This is a genomic window from Vibrio sp. St2 (assembly GCF_947311885.1).
Taxonomy (GTDB): domain Bacteria; phylum Pseudomonadota; class Gammaproteobacteria; order Enterobacterales; family Vibrionaceae; genus Vibrio; species Vibrio coralliilyticus.
The window spans coordinates 47,937-70,920 of the sequence record NZ_CAMZNA010000015.1; the positions used below are offsets into that span (position 1 = coordinate 47,937).

At 46.5% G+C, this 22,984-nt stretch carries 24 protein-coding genes and 1 pseudogene; 12 read left to right on the forward strand and 13 right to left on the reverse strand.

Translation table 11 applies throughout. From position 1 onward, the window contains the following. The first annotated feature begins 121 nt into the window (after positions 1-121). Together fbp and ppa are read left to right on the forward strand one after the other, a co-directional pair. Entirely contained in the window at positions 122-1,135 is a 1,014-nt protein-coding gene (gene fbp / locus QMA41_RS23605; protein WP_281630740.1) for a class 1 fructose-bisphosphatase, read from the forward strand. 156 nt (positions 1,136-1,291) lie between these two features. After that, positions 1,292-1,819 carry an inorganic diphosphatase gene (ppa, locus tag QMA41_RS23610; RefSeq protein ID WP_006958318.1) on the forward strand — a complete coding sequence of 176 codons (528 nt, stop codon included), beginning with the start codon at positions 1,292-1,294 and terminating at the stop codon, positions 1,817-1,819. Between the two features lie 46 nt (positions 1,820-1,865). On the opposite strand, the gene QMA41_RS23615 is transcribed toward ppa, so the two are convergent. Genes QMA41_RS23615 through QMA41_RS23625 form a run of 3 tightly spaced genes read right to left on the reverse strand, consistent with a single transcriptional unit; the run spans position 1,866 to position 7,701 of the window. Then, complete coding sequence (locus tag QMA41_RS23615; protein ID WP_006958319.1) at positions 1,866-2,213, reverse strand: gamma-glutamylcyclotransferase; 348 nt, start codon at positions 2,211-2,213, stop codon at positions 1,866-1,868. 20 nt (positions 2,214-2,233) lie between these two features. Continuing rightward, entirely contained in the window at positions 2,234-5,995 is a 3,762-nt protein-coding gene (locus QMA41_RS23620) for a translocation/assembly module TamB domain-containing protein (protein ID WP_281630741.1), read from the reverse strand. After that, positions 5,992-7,701, reverse strand: coding sequence for an autotransporter assembly complex family protein (locus tag QMA41_RS23625; protein WP_281630742.1), 1,710 nt, complete (start codon positions 7,699-7,701; stop codon positions 5,992-5,994). Before QMA41_RS23625 ends, QMA41_RS23620 begins: the two co-directional genes overlap by 4 nt. A gap of 119 nt (positions 7,702-7,820) precedes the next feature. On the opposite strand from QMA41_RS23625, the gene msrA reads away from it, so the two are divergent. Then, positions 7,821-8,450 carry a peptide-methionine (S)-S-oxide reductase MsrA gene (gene msrA / locus QMA41_RS23630; protein ID WP_281630743.1) on the forward strand — a complete coding sequence of 210 codons (630 nt, stop codon included), beginning with the start codon at positions 7,821-7,823 and terminating at the stop codon, positions 8,448-8,450. Positions 8,451-8,496: 46 nt separating this feature from the next. On the opposite strand, the gene QMA41_RS23635 is transcribed toward msrA, so the two are convergent. Next, positions 8,497-8,697: a DUF1107 domain-containing protein gene (locus QMA41_RS23635; protein WP_281630747.1), complete on the reverse strand. Its 201-nt coding sequence runs from the start codon at positions 8,695-8,697 to the stop codon at positions 8,497-8,499. A 209-nt stretch (positions 8,698-8,906) separates the two neighbouring features. Here QMA41_RS23635 and QMA41_RS23640 point away from each other — a divergent pair, with 209 nt between their 5' ends. From QMA41_RS23640 to QMA41_RS23670, 7 genes are all read left to right on the forward strand, one after another. Next, on the forward strand, positions 8,907-9,458 hold the full coding sequence (locus QMA41_RS23640; RefSeq protein ID WP_172845707.1) for a YtfJ family protein: 552 nt from the start codon (positions 8,907-8,909) through the stop codon (positions 9,456-9,458). Positions 9,459-9,532: 74 nt separating this feature from the next. After that, entirely contained in the window at positions 9,533-9,835 is a 303-nt protein-coding gene (locus QMA41_RS23645; protein WP_021456078.1) for a DUF2607 family protein, read from the forward strand. 71 nt (positions 9,836-9,906) lie between these two features. Beyond that, complete coding sequence (locus QMA41_RS23650) at positions 9,907-10,662, forward strand: DUF2796 domain-containing protein (protein ID WP_281630744.1); 756 nt, start codon at positions 9,907-9,909, stop codon at positions 10,660-10,662. A gap of 56 nt (positions 10,663-10,718) precedes the next feature. Next, positions 10,719-11,426, forward strand: coding sequence for an ABC transporter ATP-binding protein (locus QMA41_RS23655; protein WP_095666360.1), 708 nt, complete (start codon positions 10,719-10,721; stop codon positions 11,424-11,426). A gap of 11 nt (positions 11,427-11,437) precedes the next feature. After that, positions 11,438-12,682: an ABC transporter permease gene (locus QMA41_RS23660; protein WP_281630748.1), complete on the forward strand. Its 1,245-nt coding sequence runs from the start codon at positions 11,438-11,440 to the stop codon at positions 12,680-12,682. A gap of 2 nt (positions 12,683-12,684) precedes the next feature. Continuing rightward, entirely contained in the window at positions 12,685-13,182 is a 498-nt protein-coding gene (locus QMA41_RS23665; RefSeq protein WP_006958339.1) for a DUF3299 domain-containing protein, read from the forward strand. 303 nt (positions 13,183-13,485) lie between these two features. Continuing rightward, a complete protein-coding gene (locus QMA41_RS23670) occupies positions 13,486-14,382 on the forward strand; it encodes a TIGR03899 family protein (RefSeq protein ID WP_019277273.1) in 897 nt (298 codons plus the stop codon). A gap of 103 nt (positions 14,383-14,485) precedes the next feature. Here the strand turns inward: QMA41_RS23670 and pgi are convergent, their stop codons facing one another. After that, on the reverse strand, positions 14,486-16,138 hold the full coding sequence (gene pgi, locus QMA41_RS23675; protein WP_095561724.1) for a glucose-6-phosphate isomerase: 1,653 nt from the start codon (positions 16,136-16,138) through the stop codon (positions 14,486-14,488). A 296-nt stretch (positions 16,139-16,434) separates the two neighbouring features. Here pgi and QMA41_RS23680 point away from each other — a divergent pair, with 296 nt between their 5' ends. Next, complete coding sequence (locus tag QMA41_RS23680) at positions 16,435-16,854, forward strand: secondary thiamine-phosphate synthase enzyme YjbQ (RefSeq protein WP_019277271.1); 420 nt, start codon at positions 16,435-16,437, stop codon at positions 16,852-16,854. Between the two features lie 50 nt (positions 16,855-16,904). On the opposite strand, the gene alr is transcribed toward QMA41_RS23680, so the two are convergent. Both alr and QMA41_RS23690 read right to left on the reverse strand, forming a co-directional pair. Further along, positions 16,905-17,990, reverse strand: coding sequence for an alanine racemase (gene alr / locus QMA41_RS23685; protein WP_281630745.1), 1,086 nt, complete (start codon positions 17,988-17,990; stop codon positions 16,905-16,907). A 3-nt stretch (positions 17,991-17,993) separates the two neighbouring features. Then, positions 17,994-19,406, reverse strand: a complete 1,413-nt coding sequence (locus tag QMA41_RS23690) for a replicative DNA helicase (RefSeq protein WP_281630746.1) — start codon at positions 19,404-19,406, stop codon at positions 17,994-17,996. Between the two features lie 173 nt (positions 19,407-19,579). Between QMA41_RS23690 and QMA41_RS23695 the strand changes: the two genes are divergently transcribed. Next, positions 19,580-20,344, forward strand: coding sequence for a DUF481 domain-containing protein (locus QMA41_RS23695; RefSeq protein WP_171341623.1), 765 nt, complete (start codon positions 19,580-19,582; stop codon positions 20,342-20,344). A 73-nt stretch (positions 20,345-20,417) separates the two neighbouring features. Here QMA41_RS23695 and rplI read toward each other — a convergent pair whose 3' ends face one another. The 6 genes and pseudogenes from rplI to QMA41_RS23725 form a co-directional block, all read right to left on the reverse strand. Then, the gene (gene rplI, locus QMA41_RS23700; RefSeq protein WP_019277267.1) at positions 20,418-20,870 is read right to left on the reverse strand and encodes a 50S ribosomal protein L9; all 453 of its coding nucleotides are present in this window, start codon (positions 20,868-20,870) and stop codon (positions 20,418-20,420) included. Between the two features lie 32 nt (positions 20,871-20,902). Then, the gene (gene rpsR / locus QMA41_RS23705; protein ID WP_000090472.1) at positions 20,903-21,130 is read right to left on the reverse strand and encodes a 30S ribosomal protein S18; all 228 of its coding nucleotides are present in this window, start codon (positions 21,128-21,130) and stop codon (positions 20,903-20,905) included. Between the two features lie 103 nt (positions 21,131-21,233). Further along, positions 21,234-21,614, reverse strand: a complete 381-nt coding sequence (gene rpsF, locus QMA41_RS23710) for a 30S ribosomal protein S6 (protein WP_004747103.1) — start codon at positions 21,612-21,614, stop codon at positions 21,234-21,236. A gap of 208 nt (positions 21,615-21,822) precedes the next feature. Further along, a complete protein-coding gene (gene bfr / locus QMA41_RS23715) occupies positions 21,823-22,305 on the reverse strand; it encodes a bacterioferritin (protein WP_006958356.1) in 483 nt (160 codons plus the stop codon). Between the two features lie 75 nt (positions 22,306-22,380). Then, positions 22,381-22,569, reverse strand: a complete 189-nt coding sequence (locus QMA41_RS23720) for a (2Fe-2S)-binding protein (protein WP_006958359.1) — start codon at positions 22,567-22,569, stop codon at positions 22,381-22,383. A gap of 342 nt (positions 22,570-22,911) precedes the next feature. Continuing rightward, positions 22,912-22,984 (reverse strand): annotated as a pseudogene (locus QMA41_RS23725) (elongation factor Tu); the annotation flags it as partial.

Sequence of the window (22,984 nt, forward strand, 5' to 3'; positions counted from 1 at the left end):
TCAGTTAGTTCATTACCAATAAAAAGATCTAACTCTTAGACTAGGCTTAGGCGAAATCTAAGATCCGTCAGAGATCACCAACGCCAATCCCCCTATATTGAAGCGACTTAAAGGAAAAATCATGTCTGGAATGCGCACCCTTGGCGAGTTCATTGTTGAGAAACAAGCGGACTTCCCCCACGCTAGCGGTGATCTATCATCCCTACTTTCTTCTATCCGACTTGCTGCAAAAATCGTTAACCGCGAAATCAACGCAGCTGGTCTTGGTGACATTACCGGTGCAGTCGGTACTGAGAACGTACAGGGTGAAGACCAGCAGAAGCTGGATATTTACGCGAATGAAAAGTTTAAAGCAGCGCTAGAAGCCCGTGATCAAGTTTGTGGTGTTGCCAGTGAAGAAGAAGACGAAGCCGTTGCGTTCAATAAAGAGCTGAACAAAAACGCGAAATACGTGGTCCTGATGGATCCGCTAGATGGGTCTTCAAACATCGATGTTAACGTGTCAGTCGGTACCATCTTCTCGATTTACCGTCGTGTGTCACCTATTGGCACCCCACCGACAGAAGAAGATTTCCTTCAGCCAGGCCACAAGCAGGTCGCTGCAGGTTACGTAATTTACGGCTCTTCAACGATGTTGGTGTACACAACTGGTAAAGGCGTCAATGGCTTTACCTACGATCCATCTCTGGGCACATTCTGCTTGTCTCATGAAAACATGATGATTCCTGAAGATGGGACGATTTACTCAATCAACGAAGGTAACTACATCCGCTTCCCGATGGGTGTGAAGAAGTACATCAAATACTGTCAGGAAAATGAGCCGAGCGAACAGCGTCCTTACACGTCACGCTATATTGGTTCACTGGTCGCAGACTTCCATCGCAACCTGCTTAAAGGCGGCATCTATCTTTATCCAAGTACGCAAAGCCATCCAAACGGTAAGCTGCGTTTGCTATACGAATGCAACCCAATGGCTTACATCATTGAGCAAGCTGGCGGTGTAGCGTCTGATGGTAAAACTCGTATCATGGACCTCAAACCAACCGAGCTGCACCAACGTGTGCCTTTCTTTGTTGGCTCAAAAAACATGGTCAAGAAAGTAGAAGAGTTCTTAGAGCAACACCCAGAAGATTAAATATAAAGGCGCTTTCGAGCGCCTTTTTCACATTTTCTTGAGCAAAATCTCGCCTTAGTTGGTTTACATAAAACCGAGTTTAGCAGTAAGGTATTCCGGTCTTATATTCAGCCCGTGTGCCTCATTGAGGTACAAACTAAAAAAGGAACTTTCTTAATGAGTTTAAACAACGTACCAGCAGGTAAGTCTCTTCCTGATGACCTCTATGTCGTGATTGAAATCCCAGCTAACGCTGATCCAATCAAATATGAAGTAGACAAAGATTCAGGTGCTGTGTTCGTCGACCGCTTTATGTCTGCACCTATGTTCTACCCATGTAACTATGGTTACGTAAACCACACTCTGTCTCTAGACGGTGATCCAGTAGACGTTCTGGTTCCAACACCACACCCTCTGATGCCTGGTTCAGTGATCCGCTGCCGTCCAGTCGGTGTTCTAAAGATGACGGATGAGTCTGGTGAAGATGCGAAAGTAGTGGCGGTACCACACACTAAGCTGTCAAAAGAATACGATCACATTAAAGACGTAAACGACCTGCCTGAGCTGCTAAAAGCACAGATCACGCACTTCTTTGAGCGTTATAAAGAGCTTGAGTCTGGCAAGTGGGTAAAAGTCGACGGTTGGGAAGACGTAGAGTCAGCTCGCAAAGAGATTCTAGAGTCTTACGAACGCGCACAGAAATAATAAAAAAGAGCCAGCAATGCTGGCTCTTTTTCCATGGCTATAACAGCTAAACCCTCTGACACCAATCCCCTGATGAAATGATGGTATCGAGCATGCTACCGTCTTGATACAAGTATATCCAAGCTTCACCAAAAGGTGTCTCAATCTGCTCACGTCGATATTCGACGGGCACATCTTCGAGTTTATCCACCCTAGCCAGAGTCTCATCATCAATCAGGTACACTTCACCGAGAATCGTATCATGACCTTCGATTACTGCTGGATAGGTGCCCAAATCATACAAAGCGTAGTGCGGCGGTGTTTCAAAATGCCCCAAGCATTGGCTATCAGCCAAAAAATTATGGTTACTTTCGCCCTGACGTAGGGTTCCATACACAAAGAGTAAATGTTGCATCCTGCCACCTAACTTAATGATTAATTGAACTCAAACTGATACAGCAGATCGACAGCACTGTCCAGACCTGACATCGCCTCCACGTACAGATCCTGCATCAGACGATAACGCACAGTGAACTCACCCACTGAGTCAAAGATGCCAACACCATATTTAACCTGCAAGCCAGGTAGAACATAACCGCTGACCGTCACTTGCGAGTCATCGCCAGAACCCGCGGTGTCAACTTGCAAGTCCTGAACACCAAACGCTTCACCAATTTGACCCACGACACGACCACTTTGTGCCAGACTCAATCCTATCAGTGTCGTCGTCATTGAGTTGCCACCAGATTCACCATCAATATTCTGTCCACGCAGCAAGTAAGACAGTGCATTGGCCTGCGGCATCGCCGGTTCAGAGAAGATGGTCACACTTGGCTCATCAGCAGGGCCTGTCACCCTGACACCAGCAGTCACTTCATCCTGCGTATTGTCCGGATTTCGGATCGCGGTGATCTGGACATAAGGTTGGTCAACCGGGCCGTTCATCAGGATCTTACCTTGCTTAATCAAAAGGTCCTGACCAAAGGAGCGATACGAACCGTCAACAATGTTCACTTCTCCGGTCACGAATGGGCCTTTATCACGCTGGGCAACATTGAGGTTACCTGACAGTCCACCCTCAAGACCAAACGCAGACAGCTTAAAGTCATCCCCAATTTTGATATTGATGTTGGTCTGGACACTGAATGGAACACTGGCAGTTTCTTGCTCTGGCTCTAACTGATCGTTAAGAATCACCTGATCTTTAGACACGCCAATCGCACTTGGTGGCAATTCTTCTACCACTATCCGTCCCCACGGCAGAGAGATGTTACCGTCAATGCGAGCCTGCTTAGGCGAAGCGGATATGGTCATGTCAGGCACCACCTTTATTTTTGCCATAGGTGGTACATCAACCAATAACTCTTCGGCAAACACGCGCACATTGGTTTGCCAATCTTTCAAGTCTCGCCAGTCGGCATCGCCCGCAACTTCTAGTTTGCCATCAGGTGTATCGATCGCAGCGGCCAGCGTGGCATCGTAACCCGAGAAATTAACGGTCAATTTACCCGAATCAATCTCAACGGGAGTAATTTCACCTTTGAGCAAAATATCATCCACTACAAACTGACCTTGCACCTTAGGCTGCATGACTGGTCCTGAGAAAGTCAGTTCAGTGGCAATGTTTGATTTAAGCTTGCTGTAATCACCAAGAATAGGCGCAAGAAAGTCGAGGTTAAATGTGGTTAACCCAAGCCGCCCGTCGATTTGCTTATCTTTCGCTAGCACATCCGGAATATTCAGCTCACCTGAAATGTCTCCATTGTCAGCCACATCGAACAGCCAATCAGCGTGTAAGGAATTTTCTACCAGAGAAGCATTGAGCTTAAGTGACTCCCAGCCAAGGTGCACAGGTTGCTCATTATTTTGCGTGACCGACCCTTTTGGCATTTCTAACTTCATCACGACTTGCGGCGCTTGCTCTGGTGCCCATTTCGCCATCGCTGTGGCATTAACACCACCCTCTAATTTAATCGCTTGAGGCACAAACGCTTTAACCTGCTCAAAATCGAATTGTTTGATGGAAAGATGCGCTTCGCCACTTTGACCCGCGTTCACATCCTGATCGAGACAGATCGAAGCATCAGCTTGTAACCAACAATGGGCCGCAACGAAAGCTTGCTGCGAGTCGATGAGAAACTCTAACTGAGTCGGTTGATTCAGATTCCACGTACCTTGCTCTGAGGTCAGCGACATGCGCTCTAGCGCACCTTTCCACATCAACTCAGGCTTATCTTGCAACGCACCTTTAATCACCAATTTCGTTGAGGCGATGTTTGACTCAAGATCCAGAGTCAATGCGTGCTGCTGTTGCTCGCCATCAAAATTTAATAACACTTTATCAATCAGATAATCTTGGTATTTGGCGTTGGCAACTTTGAGCTGCAATTCACCGGAAGGCAAAGGCAGTGGAGAGATCTGCCCTTGCAACGAAACATCCTCTACCTGCACATCTTGCTGCCACTTAATGGCTTTCACATTAAGATCAACACCAACCAGAGGTTTATCCAGCTTACCAGTCAGCTTAATCTGACCTTGAGCACTGCCTTTTACATCAGGGACGGACTTAGCGATATCCGGAAAATCAACGGCTAGCTGCATGTTTAGGTTTTGTTCAACATCACCTTTTGCCGTCAGATGATTCGGTCCATGAGATAAGACTAAGCGTGGCGTATCAATTTTGAGTTCACCAGTGCCCGCTTTATCGGAAGCAGACAGCGCACCTTCTATGTTCAGCGGGTAATCTCGCAAAATGCCGTCAATATCTAATGTTGGCAATTCAACCTGCCAACCACCTTGCTCCGTCAGTGAACCAGTAGTGGCTAATTTACCGCTGATGTTCCCTTCTGCCTGCTGCCACTGTAAGCCCGGTTGAATGTCCTTCAGTGAAAGGTTTGCAGCCCAGTTAATCGGCGCTTGCCAATTAGCCATCATCGTACCACTCACCTCCCCTCCTAAGGTTTGTATAGAAAGGGACTGAAGATCGATTTGGTTTAAATCCCCGTTGCCGCGCAAAGTCAGGTCAGCATCAGGCAATTGCTTACCTTTCAGAGCCGAATCGAGTTCAACACTGTAGCCGCTTAGCGAGCCTTGAGTATGCAAGTTGCGTATTGTGGCAAAATAATCACCCTGACCTTTCAACGGCCATTGAAGGTCACCATCACTCAAAGTCAGTTCAAAAGGAAGTTCAGCATTCAGTGGCTGCAGTGCCGCTTCAAGATGTGCCTTCGCTAAACCGCCGAAATCTGCCTTTAACGTCAAGTCAGCAACACTTCCCGTCGCATGCAGTTTGACTGTCTGTCCATCCGCTATTTCCTGCTTCACTTTGGCATTCAGCTCCAGAACCAACGGATAGTCGTCTGCTAAGGTCACCGTTGTACTCAGATGACCTTCGACTTCAGGCATATCCAACTCAAGAGTATCAACCTTAACTTGGGAGCGGGCCGCACTCGCCTCCAACCCCAGATGGTTCACGACTACAGGAGTGGGCTGTTGCAGCTCAAAATCATTCACATCCAATCGCACTACTTCAATTTGCAGCGGTAAGGTAATGTTTGGTAAGGCTATCGGTGCGTTAGCATCCGTAGAAGGACTTGCAGCAGGGGCTGCTTCACTGGTATCACTTGGTGCCAGTGCGACGCGAATGGAGTCGAGCGCCATTTTATTGATTCGTAGACGATTGCCCTGAAACGCTAATCCAGTCGTGAAAGACTGCCAGTCGACCTGATTACCTAGAACGTTCAGTGAAATGTCGGTTAAGGCGACGCGTTTGACTTTAATGGGTACTGGCGCTGTCACAGGTCCACTTTCGCCAGCCACAGGCTCATCTGACGCTGTGCTGCTCTGCGGTAATTCCGGCATCTCAAACTTGAGGCCGTCTACTGCAAGTTCATCGACACAAACGCTAGGCTCTGTCAGACAAGCGGCATTAACTGCCAGCGTGATTGAGCGAGCTTGCACATCAACGTTAAGTGAGTCGTCTTTAAACACAACACCATTAAGCGTAAAGCGTGGGAAAATAGCCCCTGAATAGGACTCGACTTTCAACTGAGGAACAAACTTTTCTGCTCCCCACAGCACCAGTTTAAGCCCCGGCGTTGTAAACAGTACTGCCGCTAAGGCAATGGCAATCACCACCAATAAGCTGATCAATGAGATAGACAGCCACTTAGACCATTTAAAAACAACCTTGGTCATAGTTCAGGCCCTAACGTGAAATGGATTTTAAATTCATCACCCGGTGTGGCATCAAGGCCCCAGGCAAAATCAAGACGGATTGGACCCACAGGCGAGGCCCAGCGGACACCAAAGCCAGTACCACGTTTAAAGTCGGGATTATCATTGAAAGCGTCACCGTAATCATAAAACACCGCCCCCCACCAGTTGCCATACACTCGGTATTGATACTCTAAAGATGAGGTGGCGATGTATTTGGCACCCGTCAATGCGCCACTGCTGTCTTTCGGGGAAATAGACTCATAACCATAACCACGCAAGTTGTTGTCACCACCGGCGAAGAAGCGCAGTGACGGAGATAATTTATCAAAATCATCTGCTAAGTTAGCGCCTCCATCTAGACGCAAAATACCGCGATGGTTGCGCCCTGCACTACGGATCCATGACGTGCCCGCCTGGAGGCGCAATACACGTGTTTCTGATATCAAGCTATCATCACCATACTCGATAGTCAGGCTTTGGCGATCCCCCCAGCGTGGCATCGCGCCACCACGAATACGGCTACGACTGTATGTGATCCCGGGTAAAAGGAATTGCCCAGAGTCATCTTGCAGACCCTGCTCATAGTTTTCCAATAAGTAACGGACAAACACGGTTCTATGCCAACCATTGTCCAAGGCCCAATGCCGCTCCAGGGCAAGATTGGACTCGAGACTTTTCGTATCTCGATTATCGACGTTTTTCATACCATAGCGAATGCGATAGTACTCATTTAATGCATCTTCAAGCGGAATCCGATAGCCGGCCGTAATGGTCTGTTCTGGGTTAGAGAGAGAAAAACTGCTGTCAAAACTATGACCACGAGAGTTGACCCAAGGCTTCTTCCATTTCAGAGAGCCTCGAACACCCACATCGGTAGAGTAGCCAAGGCCGGTCTCCAACTTATTTTTTGCCTGTGGTGCCAGAGACACTTTCATTGGCAGCTCTCTGCCCTTACCTAGCATGGATAAATCAGGCTCAACAAATACCGATGAGAACCAGTCTGTGTTTGACAGGTTCTGGTTGTAAGCGCCGACCTCTGAAACCTGATAAGGGTCGCCTTGCTGATAAGGCGATAAAGAGTTAACCCGATCTTGTTCGATTTGACTGCCCGTGATCATGTTCTCGCCAAACGAATAACGTATGCCACTATCAAAATGAAGACGGATAAAGGCTTGATTGAGATCAGGGGCAACCTCAAGACGACTGGCAGTGAAATCGCCTTCAAAATAGCCTTTCTGCAAAGCTAGATTGCGAATCCCAGACTTCAGGCCATCATACTGACTATGGTTGAGGATTTGGCCTTCCTTAAGGCCACTTTTGCGAATCAAGGCCTTAAATGATCGATCGTCGCTGGCCTCACCAGTGATTTGGATATCGACTTCTTTGATCGTGACGGGTTCACCCGGAGTGACTGTAACAATCAGCTCACTGTCTTCATCAACGATCTGAAAAGAAAAATCAGGATGGTAGTAGCCCAGCGCGTTGAGCGCTTCGGTCAGGCTCTTTTCTAATCGGGCCTGAAAACGAAGGCTGGTGTTATACTCTTCGGCAGGTATAGACGAAAGATAAGCGTCAACATTCTTTTCCAGTTCACCTGACAAGCCCTTGACGGACAAATCGATCTCCTGCGAATAAACAGGAAAACTGCTGAGAAGGAGAAGGGCTGGTAATGACTTTCTTATCATGTTCTATTTACTACCTCAAAATCGTAACGGAATAATAACGCCACTCATAAAATAAGTCTGTACGAAAACAGTCAATTAGGCGGTCTACTCTCAAGATTGTTAATTTAAGGATATTCACTATGCTCGACAAACAAACCATGATCACTGCTCAGCAGGCTTTGCCGGGGCGTGAGCAGCCACTGGCTATTGACGACACACACTTTGTCAATCAATCCAGTTTAACCGCACCACCTGCTGAAGGCTGCGAAGAAATCGTGTTCGGCATGGGATGTTTTTGGGGCGCAGAGCGTCTGTTTTGGCAACTTGAGGGCGTGATCAGTACTTCGGTGGGATACGCTGGTGGCTTTACACCTAACCCAACCTACGAAGAAGTCTGCTCAGGTCAGACAGGTCATACTGAAGTGGTGCGGATTGTTTTTGACCCTGCAGTCATTAGCCTTAACCAACTGCTGCAAAAATTTTGGGAGCGTCATAACCCAACTCAAGGAATGCGTCAGGGCAACGACTTAGGCACCCAGTACCGTTCTGCTATTTACGTGCATAGCGACGAACAATATCAGGCTGCAATACAATCAAGAGACGAATATCAAGCGTTGCTCGGACAAGAAACCTCGTCTATTACCACCGAAATCCTGCCTGCTGGTCGCTACTATTATGCGGAAAGCTACCATCAGCAGTATTTAGCCAAGAATCCAAATGGCTATTGTGGGTTAGGCGGCACTGGCGTGTGCTTCCCGCCAGAATACTAAACGCTATAAAGCAAAAAGTCGCCCAATTGGGCGACTTTTTATTTTCCTACACAGGTAACACCGTAATGGCCTGATTGATTTCCTTGAAGGTATTCATTTTCTTTTTATCTTTTACGTCCGGCATCAGGACTTTACCGTTATCAAATCTAAACTCACCAATTCCTGAAATGACAAACTGTCCCTTGAATAACGTCTTAACAAAGCGTGCCACCTGACGTGGTCGATATTTCGTAAATTCGCGCAGCATAACTACCTCAATATCCATTTGCGATATGAACCTTTCCTTGGTTCAGCCTCTCTTCCTGATAGGCTTACAATACATCATACACATTAATCCAAGACCAACAAGAAGCAAGATCACAAATAGACAACAAATCATTAACACAATTGGTTTTCTTCAGCGACTGAGAATTTTTCGGTATATACTTTTTCCGCTTACTAAGAAGGAACAAAATAATGAAAAACAAGACTCTATTAGCTTTGGCAGTAGCATGCTCTCCCATGTTTGCACTGGCGCATAACATCACTGTCGGCCAGGCAGTTCCGACCGTTGAAGTGGCCAGCTATGGTGAAATTATGGTCAAGGACAATGATACGACTTATCAACAGTGGTCTTCTCAGGACATGTTAGGCAAGGTACGTGTGATCCAAGCCATCGCCGGACGCAGCAGTTCGAAAGAGCTGAATGCACCACTCATGTCAGCCATTACAGCGGCTAAATTCCCAGCGGAAAGCTACCAGACCACGTCCATCATTAACCAAGATGATGCTATCTGGGGAACAGGCTCGTTTGTAAAATCCTCAGCAGAAGACAGCAAAAAAGAATTCCCATGGTCTTCAATGGTACTTGATGAAGAGGGTGTGGTTGCCGGTGCTTGGGAACTTCAGGAAGAATCGTCTGCTATCGTAGTGCAAGACAAGCAAGGTAACGTCCTGTTTGTTAAAGAAGGCGCACTAAATAATGACGAAATTCAACAGGTTCTGACCCTGATTAAAGACAATATCTAATCTCATTTGATCTTAGCGTTTCCCGAAGAGTTGTTATAACATAACAGCTCTTTTTTCGTATTGAATGAAACGCTGTGATTCCAACTCATCCTAATCTAACCAGACGCTCAGCCGCGCTTGCCTTGTGTGGCATTGTGCTGATGCTATGGATGAGTTTCGCCTACATCGACCACCAATACGATATCTCGTCTGCACATCACAGTGATCATCACTGCCAGCTATTCTCTTGCGCACAACACGGCATGAGCTATTCATCTCTGGCACTCATCGATACCTCATTACCAGATGTATTCGTCGTACGGGATGATTACCACTTCTACCACCAGCCAGCCTTTGTCTATCAGGCACGATCTCCCCCGATGAGATTGATCAGTTAACCCAGATTTTTTACGTGCTGTTTCATAGCAATAGCCATATATTTTATCAAAACACTTTATTAGGATTCACAATGAACTCAATGACAAAAATTGCAACACTGGTTGGTCTTGCCCTAAGTACTACCGCTTTCGCTGAAGAAGGATTCCGTCAACACGAAGCTCACGTGCACGGCCACGTTGAGCTAAACATCGCTCAAGATGGTAAAGAGCTTCTAATGGAAATTACCGCTCCTGGTGCTGATGTTGTGGGCTTTGAACATGCTCCAAAAACAGCAGAACAAGAAAAAGCCCTAAAAGACGCAGTCACTAAACTAGAAAATGCAGACTCTATTTTCACTCTTGCATCAGCAGCAGGTTGTAAGGTTGAGCATCTGTCAGTAACTCACACATTAGGTGCTGACGACCACGACCACGACCACGACCACGACCACGACCACGACCACGAGAAGCATAACGAGCATCATGATGAACACAAACATCACGATGACCATGGCGAGCATCATGATGAGCACAAACACCACGATGACCATGATGATCACGCTAGTCACGAAGGTCACGAAGGTCACGAAGGTCACGAAGGTCACGAAGGTCACGAAGGTCACGAAGGTCACGAAGGTCACGAACACCATGATGAACATCAAGGTGGCCATGGCGAGTTTACTGTCGAATATCACTTCGAGTGTGACGACATCAACGCCCTATCTTCTATCGATACACAATGGTTCAAGGCTTTCCCAACGACAGAATCTATCAGCGTTAACCTACTGACAGATAAAGTGCAAACAGCACTTGAACTGTCTGCAGACAACACTAAGATTTCGCTTTAAGTCTAAAAAGACCTGATAGCTTGTGGCTATCAGGTCTATTCGTTCAGGTTGATCCGATGGTAGAAAACAGAAGTAACAGCGTTGTTGAGCTGGAGCAGGTAACCTTTACTTGGCCCGGGAATCAAACTCCGACACTCGATATCAAACAACTGCATATCACTAAAGGCGAGCACCTCTTTATTAAAGGCCCCAGTGGCTGTGGCAAATCCACCTTACTCGGACTGCTTACTGGTATTAACACCACCAGCAGCGGTCAGTTACGTGTTTTAGGTCAAGATCTCAATCAAATGAAAGGTAGCCAGCGCGACAAGTTCCGTGCCGATCATATTGGCTATATATTTCAGCAATTTAATTTATTGCCCTATCTCAACGTGATTGAAAATGTCATCCTGCCCTGCCAGTTTTCCGCACAGCGCAAATCACAGGTCGATACATCGCTGGGTGAAGACGCCACTCGACTTCTGGAAAAACTTCATCTGCCTGCACATCTGATGGATAAACCTGTCGTAGAACTGAGTATTGGTCAGCAACAGCGTGTCGCAGCCGCTCGTGCTCTGATTGGCAAACCGGCTCTGATCATTGCCGATGAACCCACATCTTCGCTCGACTACGACAACCGCACCGCATTTATCGAGTTGCTCCTTGAGCAGGTCAATCAGGCTCAATCAACCCTGTTGTTTGTCAGTCATGACCCGACCCTGGAAAGCCTGTTCGACCGTACCTTAAACCTTAATCAAATCAATCAGGCAGGAGCTCAACAGTGACCCCGACATTTATGCTTGCCTGGAAGAGTGTCCGTAACCGCCGTGTCACTGCCATTCTGACCATATTAACCGTCGCTATTTCGGTCATCCTACTGCTGGGTGTAGAAAGAATCCGTACTCAAGCCAAAAGCAGCTTTGCCAATACTATCTCAGGGACTGACCTGATCGTCGGTGGGCGCTCTGGTCAAGTAAACTTGCTGCTCTACTCAGTGTTTCGCATCGGTAACGCCACCAATAACATTGACTGGAAGAGTTATCAGGAATTCAGCAACCATCGTTCTGTAAAGTGGGCAATCCCTATTTCGCTCGGAGACTCACACAAAGGTTTCCGCGTGATGGGAACCAACCACAGCTATTTTGAGCACTATCGATATGGCAAAAAACAAAACATTGCCATCGCTGAGGGACGCGAATTTGAAGGTTTATTTGAGACCGTCATTGGCTCTGATGTCGCCCGCTCTCTGGGGTACAAGATAGGCACAGAAATCATTATTGCCCACGGCATCAGTGACGTTGGATTCAGTCGCCATGACAACCTGCCATTTAAAGTTGTCGGTATCCTAGCCCCGACAGGCACCCCGGTAGATAAAACCGTACATGTATCACTCGAGGCGATTGAGGCGATTCACGTTGGCTGGGAGTCTGGAGCCCACTTAGGTAATACACCAAGTGCTGAGCATCTTGAAAAGCAAAACTTCCAGCCAAAACAAATCACTGCCATGCTTCTTGGCCTGAATTCCAAAATTCAGACTTTTGCTCTACAGCGCCAGATCAACACCTACCCTAAAGAGCCACTGAGTGCCATTATGCCGGGTGTTGCGCTGCACGAATTGTGGGGCATGATGTCAGTGGCAGAACAAGCCCTGATGGCGGTTTCAGTATTCGTCGTTATCGCCGGACTACTGGGAATGTTGTCGAGTTTGCTGACTAGTTTGCAGGAACGACGTCGAGAGATGGCTATTCTAAGGGCGATGGGAGCGAGGCCACGACATGTATTGACGCTGTTAGTTCTCGAAGCCAGTGCCTTAACCTTAGTTGGCTTAGCTGTGGGTGTAGTAGGTTTATATGCGCTATTGGCCACTGTTGCACCAGTAATTCAACAACAGTATGGAATTAATATTGAGATGGTAGCCATATCCCATTATGAGTGGATATTGCTTGCAGCTGTGCAGTTAGCAGGTACTGTAATCGGCTTTATTCCAGCGTTCCGTGCATACAGACAATCCCTTAGTGATGGGATGACAATTCGGGTTTAAACATGAAAAAGATAATCTTAGTCGTCATGCTAGCCATGAGCTTTATGACGCCCTCTCTGGTCAGTGCTAAAGAAGATATTCTCAAACTGGACTGGATCGATCTGATCCCGGAGAGTGAACGAAAGCAGTTCGATTCGTACGGTATGCCAGTGACTGATCACTCTGGTCAGGCAGCCAAGCAATCCTTGGTGGGTAAGGTTCGCCAGGAACTCAACGGCAGTAAGGTTAAAATACCTGGCTTTGTCATTCCGTTAGAAGGGGATGAGGACAAAGTCACCGAATTCTTATTGGTGCCATACTTTGGTGCATGTATTCACGTGCCACCACCACCGCCGAACCAGATCATCTACGTGAAGTTCCCTAAAGGGGCGCCAGTGCAAGAGCTGTGGGATGTTATTTACGTGGTCGGTACGCTGAAAACGGAAACCATCAACCATGATCTGGCTGAAACAGGTTACGTTTTAGAAGGCACCGCTATCGAAGAGTACGATGACTACTAATATTGATTAACATAAAAGCAACCTGTTAATTATCCGCTTTTCTTTATATGTATCTAGAGAGATATACCAAGACGGCTAGATAAACCAGAAATAGTAGGGCAATTGACAGGTGCTTTTTCAGTTTATTCTCATTTAAAAACTTCATAAGCCCCTCAAAAACATCGATAACAATTTTAACAACTTATTATCATTTGGCATAGCGCCAATTTTCAAAGCTTGCTCACATAGTTCCTCTGGCAGCCAATCAGGTTAAGAGGTAAATTTAATAAATACGTTTAACACTTTGATGGGCAAGGAATTCACATGTCGGAAAAGCAAAAGCCAGTGGTTATAGAGCACGAGTCCAGCGCTGAATCACGGCATGAGAAAAAGAAAACCTATATCAAAGATAGTGCCAGCCGGGTGATGAACATTGCTCAAACCCATGGTTTGGATGCCTTATTACAAAAAGACTCACCAGAAAAAACCGCATTAGAGCGCGCCCTCATTCGTGAGCGCCGTTATAAAGAGCAGAAACAGAAGAACCTCGAACAAATCCTTAAGCTCGCTCATCTGTCCTGTAAAGATGAAACTGCGGGCGACCCCGATCAGGATTGGCTACACCGCTTCTTCAATATGGCTCAGGAAGTACACAACTCCTCAATGCAGCGACTATGGGCACAAGTGTTGAAACGCGAAGTCACTAACCCAGGCTCAACCTCAATGAAAGCGTTAAAGGTGCTACAGGATATGTCTCCAAAAGAAGCGCAGACGTTGCAGCGTGCCGCCTCTTTAGCGTGCAGTTTTGGTGGCGATACCAGTCGTAAGCTGTTGATTGGTTATCGGGCACAAGGGGGGATTTTCAGCTTTGGTAAGCGAAATATTACCGGCAATATCAACGTTGGTAATTTCCAGCTTCCCTACTCCAGCCTGTTGGTCTTATTTGAACTTGGCCTAATGCACGGTACTGAGTTGGAGTCAGGTGAAATTGAGCTCGATTCCCCATTACCACTAACCTATCAGGGCAAGCAGCTGTCACTTCAAGCGCACAGCAAAGGGGTTCGACTTCTCTACTACCGCTTTAGCCCAACTGGTAATGAATTGTGTAAGCTGCTTGGAAACAAGCCGAACATGCAGTATTACGATCAGATGGTCGCTTTGCTCAGCCAGAAATTCACCGCGAGTACGGATACTAAATCTAGTATCGATACCACAGTATAAGAATTCAGATTAGTAGACCAATAAGATCGAATGTGATCTGACATCCCTTCAAAACAAAAACGCCAACCCGACAGGTTGGCGTTTTTACTTAGTTCGGATCAGCTTATGCTTTGTAAGCTTTGAATGCGTTAATCAGACCATTCGTTGAGCTGTCGTGAGAACTGATTTCCGATTCATCAGCTAACTCAGGTAGGATTTGGTTAGCTAATTGTTTACCTAACTCAACACCCCACTGATCGAAGCTGAAGATATTCCAGATAACACCTTGGACGAAAATCTTGTGCTCGTACATTGCGATCAAATTACCTAGCGTACGTGGTGTGATTTGCTTGACTAGGATTGAGTTAGTAGGGCGGTTACCTTCAAACACTTTGAATGGTGCTAGAGTCGCCGCTTCTTCTTCACTCTTGCCTGCTTTGGCAAATTCCGCTTTGACTGTCTCTTCCGACTTACCAAAAGCAAGCGCTTCAGTTTGGGCAAAGAAGTTAGACATAAGCTTCTGGTGGTGATCACCTGCTGGGTTGTGACTGATGGCTGGTGCAATAAAATCACATGGGATCAGCTTAGTGCCTTGGTGAATCAGCTGGTAGAAAGCGTGCTGACCGTTAGTACCAGGCTCACCCCAGATAATTGGGCCTGTTTGGTAAGTCACTGCATTGCCGTCACGGTCAACGTACTTACCGTTAGACTCCATGTTGCCCTGTTGGAAGTAAGCTGCAAAACGATGCATGTACTGATCGTATGGAAGAATCGCTTCAGACTCAGCGCCATGGAAGTTGTTGTACCAAAGGCCAACTAGCGCAAGGATCACAGGAATGTTGCTTTCTAGCTCTGTAGATGCAAAGTGGTTATCCATTTCATGAGCGCCATCTAGCAACTCAACAAAATTGTCGTAACCTACCGCAAGGGCAATTGAAAGACCGATAGCTGACCATAGCGAGTAACGACCGCCAACCCAGTCCCAGAACTCGAACATGTTGTCAGTGTCGATACCAAACTCAGACACTGCTGGTGCGTTGGTAGAAAGCGCTGCGAAGTGCTTCGCTACGTGTGCTTCATCACCTGCTGACTCGAGGAACCAATCACGAGCACTGTGTGCATTGGTCATAGTCTCTTGTGTAGTAAACGTCTTAGACGCTACTAAGAATAGTGTCGTTTCTGGGTTTACTTTCTTAAGCGTCTCAACGATGTGTGTACCATCAACGTTCGAAACGAAATGTAGATTTAGGTGGTTTGTGTACGGAGCTAGAGCTTCAGTCACCATGTAAGGACCAAGATCAGAACCGCCGATACCAATATTCACGACATCAGTAATCGCTTTACCAGTGTAACCTTTCCACTCGCCGCCGATGACACGTTCAGTGAAAGACTTCATTTTTTCTAGCACGGCATTTACAGCAGGCATGACATCTTCGCCATCAACCATAACAGGAGTGTTACTGCGGTTACGTAGTGCTGTGTGGAGTACGGCGCGGCCTTCAGTTTGATTGATTGCTTCACCACTGAACATCGCTTCGATTGCTGCTTTAAGCTCAGTTTCGCCAGCTAATGCGAATAGGTGCTTCATAGTTTCTTCGTTGATTAGGTTCTTAGAGTAATCAATAAGAATGTCGCTACCAAAACGCGTAGAGAATTTGTCAAAACGCGCAGCGTCTTGAGCAAACAGCTCTTTAAGATCCATATCTTGAGCCGATTCGAAGTGCGCAGTCAGCGCGTTCCAAGCTGATGTTTGCGTTGGATTGATATTTTTCAACATGGTTACTATCCCGATGTTACAGTAGGTTTTATTCTACATTGGTTGGCTGGATAATAAGATAAACGACAGCCAGTAGAATCCCCGATTAAGCAAAAATAGTTCGGTTCTCGCATTGCAACAAGCAGCCAGAACTTTGTAATAAATTTTCAAGGTGCAATTATGAACCAGTGTGGCTGCACCATCATTGAGTTAAGTCACGTTAAGTGATTTAGTTACACTCAAACCCATGACTAGCTATTGGCACTCACCTTACCGCCTTAGGTTGAATTTGCCAAATAGATTATAGAGGATGCCATATGTGGGCTCAGAAGAGTATTCAATTGAGCGCGAGAAAACGCGGATTTCATCTCATCACCGATGAAATAGAACAACAAATTCCAGAAATAGCGGATTTTTCTGTCGGAATATTACAGTTATTTATCCAACATACTTCTGCAAGCCTGACCATTAACGAAAACGCCGACCCAACGGTGCGTCATGATATGGAAAAGCATTTTAACCAGTTTGTACCGGAGCGCGCCCCTTACTACAAGCATACCTATGAAGGTGATGATGACATGCCCGCCCACATAAAAGCGTCAACCTTAGGGTGCAGCGTGATGATACCCATTAGCAACGGACGATTAGCTTTAGGGACATGGCAAGGAATCTACCTTGGAGAGCATCGGGATTATGGCGGTAGCCGCACCCTAGTTGCGACGATTCAGGGCGAATAATAAAAAGGCTGGCTTAATAAGCCAGCCTAAAACGAAAAGTTCGATGTGAGCTATTTGGAATATTCCATTTCAACTCGCGAGGTCAGTTTAGTCACCAATTCGTAAGCAATGGTACCAATATGGCAGGCCACCTCTTCAGCAGGAAGACTTTGCCCCCAAAGGATAGCCTCATCTCCGACCTTGTCGTTGGCATCTGGACCGAGATCAACCGTCAACATGTCCATCGACACTCTTCCCGCAATCGGTACTTTGCGGTCATTGACTAACACTGGGGTGCCATTAGGTGCAGTTCTCGGGTAACCATCACCGTAGCCAATCGCAATAACACCGACTTTGGTGTCACGCTGGCTGGTCCACATCCCGCCATAGCCGACGCTCTCACCAGCTTTTACTTCACGCACCGCAATAAGATGCGACTTAAGCGTCATGACTGCTTGATAGCCCATCTGCTGTGCCGTTTTATCGTTAAAAGGCGACACACCATACATGATAATTCCAGGCCTAACCCAATCGAGGTGACTGTTCTGCCAAGCCAACAAGCCCGCAGAAGCCGCGAGTGAACGCTCTCCTTCACAACCATCGGTAAGGGCCAAGAACAATTCAGTTTGTTCTGTCGTAGTGGACTTATCCAACTCATCAGCACAACCAAAATGACTCATATAACGCAGTGGCTTAGCGACATTACGACACGCTTTCAGGCGAGAAACAAAGTCCGTGTATTGCTCCGGTCTGACCCCGAGACGATGCATCCCGCTATCGATTTTAAGCCAGACCACAACAGGGGTATCCAGCTCGGCTTGCTCAAGAGCTTCAAGCTGCTCTTCACAATGCACAACGGTCTGAATGTTATTGGTCACTAAGACAGGTAAATCGCCCGGAGAATAAAAGCCCTCGAGCAACAATATTGGAGTCACCACACCACAAGCACGAAGTTGTAACGCCTCTTCAATCCGCGCAACGCCAAACGCATCCGCATCCGTAGCATGCTTAGCAATATGTCTTAAACCATGACCGTAACTGTTGGCTTTCACCACCGCCATGATTTTGCTGTTTGGTGCCTGAGATTTGATCTGTTTCAGGTTGTGTTGCAACGCATCTAAATCGATAAAGGCGGTTGCCGCTTTCATATAACTCATGCTTTACTCTTCATCCACATCAAACGCTGGGCCAGCATAATTATCAAATCGAGACCACTGACCTTGGAAGGTCAAACGTACCGAACCAATCGGGCCATTACGCTGCTTACCTAGGATGATTTCCGCCGTGCCTTTCATCGGGCTGTCCGGGTGATACACTTCGTCACGGTAGATGAACATGATCAAGTCAGCATCCTGCTCAATCGAGCCTGATTCACGCAAGTCAGAGTTAACTGGGCGTTTATCGGCACGTTGCTCCAAGGAACGGTTGAGCTGCGACAGTGCGACCACTGGCACGTTGAGCTCTTTAGCCAGCGCTTTCAGTGAGCGGGAAATTTCAGCGATTTCCAAAGTACGATTGTCAGCAAGGGAAGGGACACGCATCAACTGAAGGTAGTCGACCATGATCATCGACAAGCCACCATGGTCACGCGCAATGCGTCGTGCTCGTGAGCGGACTTCGGTTGGCGTCAGGCCTGAGCTGTCATCAATGAAGATGTTCTTCTTCTCCATCAGCAGCCCCATAGTAGAAGAAATACGCGCCCAATCCTCATCATCCAGCTGGCCGGTACGGATCTTGGTTTGGTCAACACGAGAAAGCGATGCCAAGGAACGCATCATCAGCTGTTCAGATGGCATCTCGAGAGAGAACACAAGCACAGGTTTATCATGCGCCATGGCTGCATTTTCAACCAAGTTCATCGCAAAAGTCGTTTTACCCATCGACGGACGCGCGGCAACAATCACCAGATCCGAGCCTTGCAAGCCTGCGGTTTTCTTATTCAGGTCAGTGAAACCAGTCGTCACCCCTGTGACACCATCTTGCGGTGACTTATACAGGATTTCGATACGCTCAAGTGTCTTTTCCAGAATGTTATCAACGTTCTGTGGGCCTTCACTTTCAGTTGTGCGTGATTCGGCGATAGCGAAAACCTTACTTTCCGCCATGTCGAGCAGATCTTCCGATGTACGTCCCTGCGGATCGTAACCCGCATCAGCAATCTCGTTCGCGACCCCTATCAGTTCACGCGTCAGAGCACGTTCTGCGACAATGTCCGCATAAGCGTTAATGTTCGCCGCACTTGGGGTGTTTTTGACCAAGTCCGCCAAATAGGCAAAGCCACCGACATCATCAAGCTGCTCACGCTGCTCTAGGAACTCGGAAAGTGTAATAAGATCAAGAGGCTGGCTTTCTTCTAAAATCGTCTGAGACGCTTCAAACATCAAACGGTGGGGGCGACTGTAGAAATCTTTCGCTACCACGCGTTCGGCGACCGTATCCCAGCGCTCATTATCAAGCAACAAACCACCAATAACGGACTGCTCAGCTTCCAGCGAATGCGGAGGAACCTTGATTGCGTCCACTTGGGCGTCTGCTGGTTTTTGATTACGATTGTCTGTTCTGGAATCTGCCATGCTCTTGCTCAACAACTTACTTGTGACCGCTCATTATAGCCAGAATGAGACGGATGTCTGTAATAAACAAGGAGTTTGAAAGCTTCTCGTGTAGAATTAACTTAGAACTGACGGAATTAGAGTGAATACCCTCTACTATTCCCCCAATTTTCCCATCAAATAAGAGGTAATGAGTGGCGAAACTTTGGCTCATGAGTGCAGGCCTGCTGTGCAGTTCCGTGGTCTATGCGGATGAGGCGGTACAAAGTCAAACCGATATTGAGATACCCTCCCCCTGGGACACCGAAGTCGAATTCGGTTATCAGTCGCACACCGGAAACTCAGACTCGCGCTCTCTCAACTCTAGACTCAGCGCTGAATACCTCTCTGGCCGCTACAGAACCAGCGGTGAGTGGAAGTACTACCTACTCTATAAAGATGGGGAAGAAGATAAACGTCAGTCGACCTATACCGCACAGAGCGACTACAAGCTTGGGCCTAAGACATACCTTTACGGTAGTTTCAAAGGCGTAGATTCTCGCTACAGTGCCTACTTTAAGGACTACACACTTTCGGGCGGTTTAGGTTATCAGTTTTCCAATACCGAGGTGTTTGTACTGGAATTAGAACTGGGCCCAGGTTTTCGCTATCAAGAACCAAATACCGATGAGATTGGCGACAGTGATATCGTATTCGAGGAGACGGTGAAAGAAGCCATTTTCCGAGGCAACGTCAATTCAAGCTGGCAGGTGCTGAAAAACCTCAGCGTAGCGGGCGGCGTCACTCTCGTCGCCGGTGACAGTAACCTCAGAGCGGATACCGATATCAACGTGACCAACAACATCACAGAGGATATCGCCCTTAAACTCGCCTACACTCGTCAATATCATGACCGAGTGCCAGAAGGGCTGAAAAAAGCAGACAGCATCTTTTCTGTCAACTTGCTGTTCTTATTCTAGTCTTACTCTCCAAACGCCAGACGTAAAAAAAGCACCTCTAAGAGGTGCTTTTAAAATACGTCTTGATACTGAATTACTCAGCAGCAACAACTTGTAGGTTAACTGTCGCGAAAACTTCAGAGTGAAGTTGAACGCTGATCTCGAACTCACCAGTGTTACGTAGTGCGCCTTCTGGAAGACGAACTTCGCTCTTCGCAACTTCAACGCCAGCAGCAGTGATTGCTTCAGCGATGTCACGAGTACCGATAGAACCGAATAGTTTACCTTCGTCACCAGCTTTAGAAGCGATAACAACAGCTTCTAGAGCGTTAACTTTCTCAGCACGAGCTTCTGAAGCAGCTAGTTTCTCAGCAACTTTAGCTTCTAGTTCAGCACGACGAGCTTCGAACATTTCAACGTTAGCTTTAGTTGCCATAACTGCCTTAGCTTGAGGGATAAGGAAGTTACGAGCGTAGCCAGATTTAACGTTTACAGTGTCACCAAGACCACCTAGGTTACCGATTTTATCAAGTAGAATAACTTGCATTGCTTAATCCTCTTTCTTAATAAAACGACCGATTACTGATGCTTGTCAGTGTACGGTAGTAGAGCTAGGTAGCGAGAACGCTTGATAGCGCGAGCTAGTTGACGTTGATACTTAGCGCTTGTACCAGTGATACGGCTAGGTACAATTTTACCAGCTTCAGTGATGTAGTTTTTAAGAGTTGCTACGTCTTTGTAATCAATCTCTTGTACGCCTTCTGCAGTGAAACGGCAGAATTTACGACGACGGAAGAAACGAGCCATGGGCTATCTCCTGATCTTAAATTTAAAAAAGTTGTCTGCCTAAATAAACACATCCGAGTAAACCCGTGAGTTATCTAGACTGAGTACTAATTCTGAGTAGTAATTACTCAGCAGCTGCTTCTGGCTTAGCTTCAGCACGCTCTTCGCGACGAGGAGCACGCTCTTCTTTCTGCTTAAGCATGATAGATTGCTCAGTGATAGCCGCTTTAGTACGCATGATCATGTTACGTAGAACTGCATCGTTGAAACGGAAAGCAGTTTCTAGCTCATCGATTACAGCTTGGTCAGCTTCAACGTTCATTAGAACGTAGTGAGCTTTGTGAAGCTTGTTGATTGGGTAAGCCAGTTGACGACGACCCCAGTCTTCTAGACGGTGGATAGTACCGCCAGCTTCAGTGATAGAACCAGTGTAACGCTCGATCATGCCAGCAACTTGCTCGCTTTGATCAGGGTGCACCATGAATACGATTTCGTAATGACGCATTGGTTGCTCCTTACGGATTATTCAGCTTCCACAATTGGCCCGGTCGTCCAGAGGAAGCAAGGAACTAAAGATAATTGACCGAGTTTTAAGGAGCACGAATAGTACAGAATGAATGCAATTTAAGCAAGAAAAATGTGATACAAGTGGAGGTAAGCTGGTAGGAATAGAGCAGCGTATCGCACGCTGCCCGGGATTGTTCTAATTCTGACTAGTCATCATCTTCATCAACATATTGAGCCTGCAAGTAATTTTGAATACCTGTCATGTCGATCAAGCCAAGTTGCGTTTCAAGCCAGTCTACGTGTTCTTCTTCATCTTCCAATATATCCTGAAACAGATCTCTGGATACATAATCGTGTGTGTCTTCTGCGTAAGCGATGGCAGCTTTTAGATCAGGTATCGCGGCCATTTCTAACTTAAGGTCGCACTCCAGCATCTCTTTGGTATCTTCGCCGATCATTAACTTACCAAGATCTTGCAAGTTAGGTACGCCTTCAAGAAACAGAATACGTTCAATCAAATGATCCGCATGGTTCATTTCATCGATGGATTCGTGATACTCCTTATCGGCTAGATGCTTTAAGCCCCAGTCTTTATACATTCGTGCATGAAGGAAATATTGATTAATGGCAACTAACTCATTGCCAAGGATTTTATTGAGATGTTGAATAATAATTGGATCGCCTTTCATGACAAAAACCTCCTCTTTGGCTCCAATTAAACTGTAGAACCAATTGAGAAGGTGTCAAAAAGCCACGAGACTGTTTTAGCTCGCTTTTTGGTACTGTACTACGCCTGTTTCATTAAGGATTTCCTTCGCCATCTTGACACATTTGCCACATTGGCTGCCAAGCGCGGTACATTTCTTTATGCCTCTGATATCAGTTATGCCTTCTTCTAAAGCTAACTTTTTGATTTTCTTGTCAGAAACTCCGTGACACAAACAAACGTACATAAATGAAACCCGTAATACAACCTAGGAGAAAAATATAAACAATAATTGTTCTTATTACCAGTTGCATTTTTGAAGGTATTAAGACTGATTTGTTATATCAAAAATAGGAAAAAGCCTGCACAAAACACTTACGCACTTAACCATAAAAATGGTAATGAAATAAGCCTTGATAACTGTTTGTTTTAAAGGATAAAGAAAAGAGGAATAGGTGAGTGAGTGAAGTTATCGGACAATTTTTTTTATAACCAAAAATCAAAAAAGAGAAGCCGAAGCTTCTCTTTTTCTAGATGCGCTTTCTTCATAAATGAAGAAAAGTGCAAGATTTCAATTAATTCCTAAGAATTAGTCGAAGATCTTAGCAACAACACCAGCACCTACTGTACGGCCACCTTCACGGATCGCGAAACGAAGACCT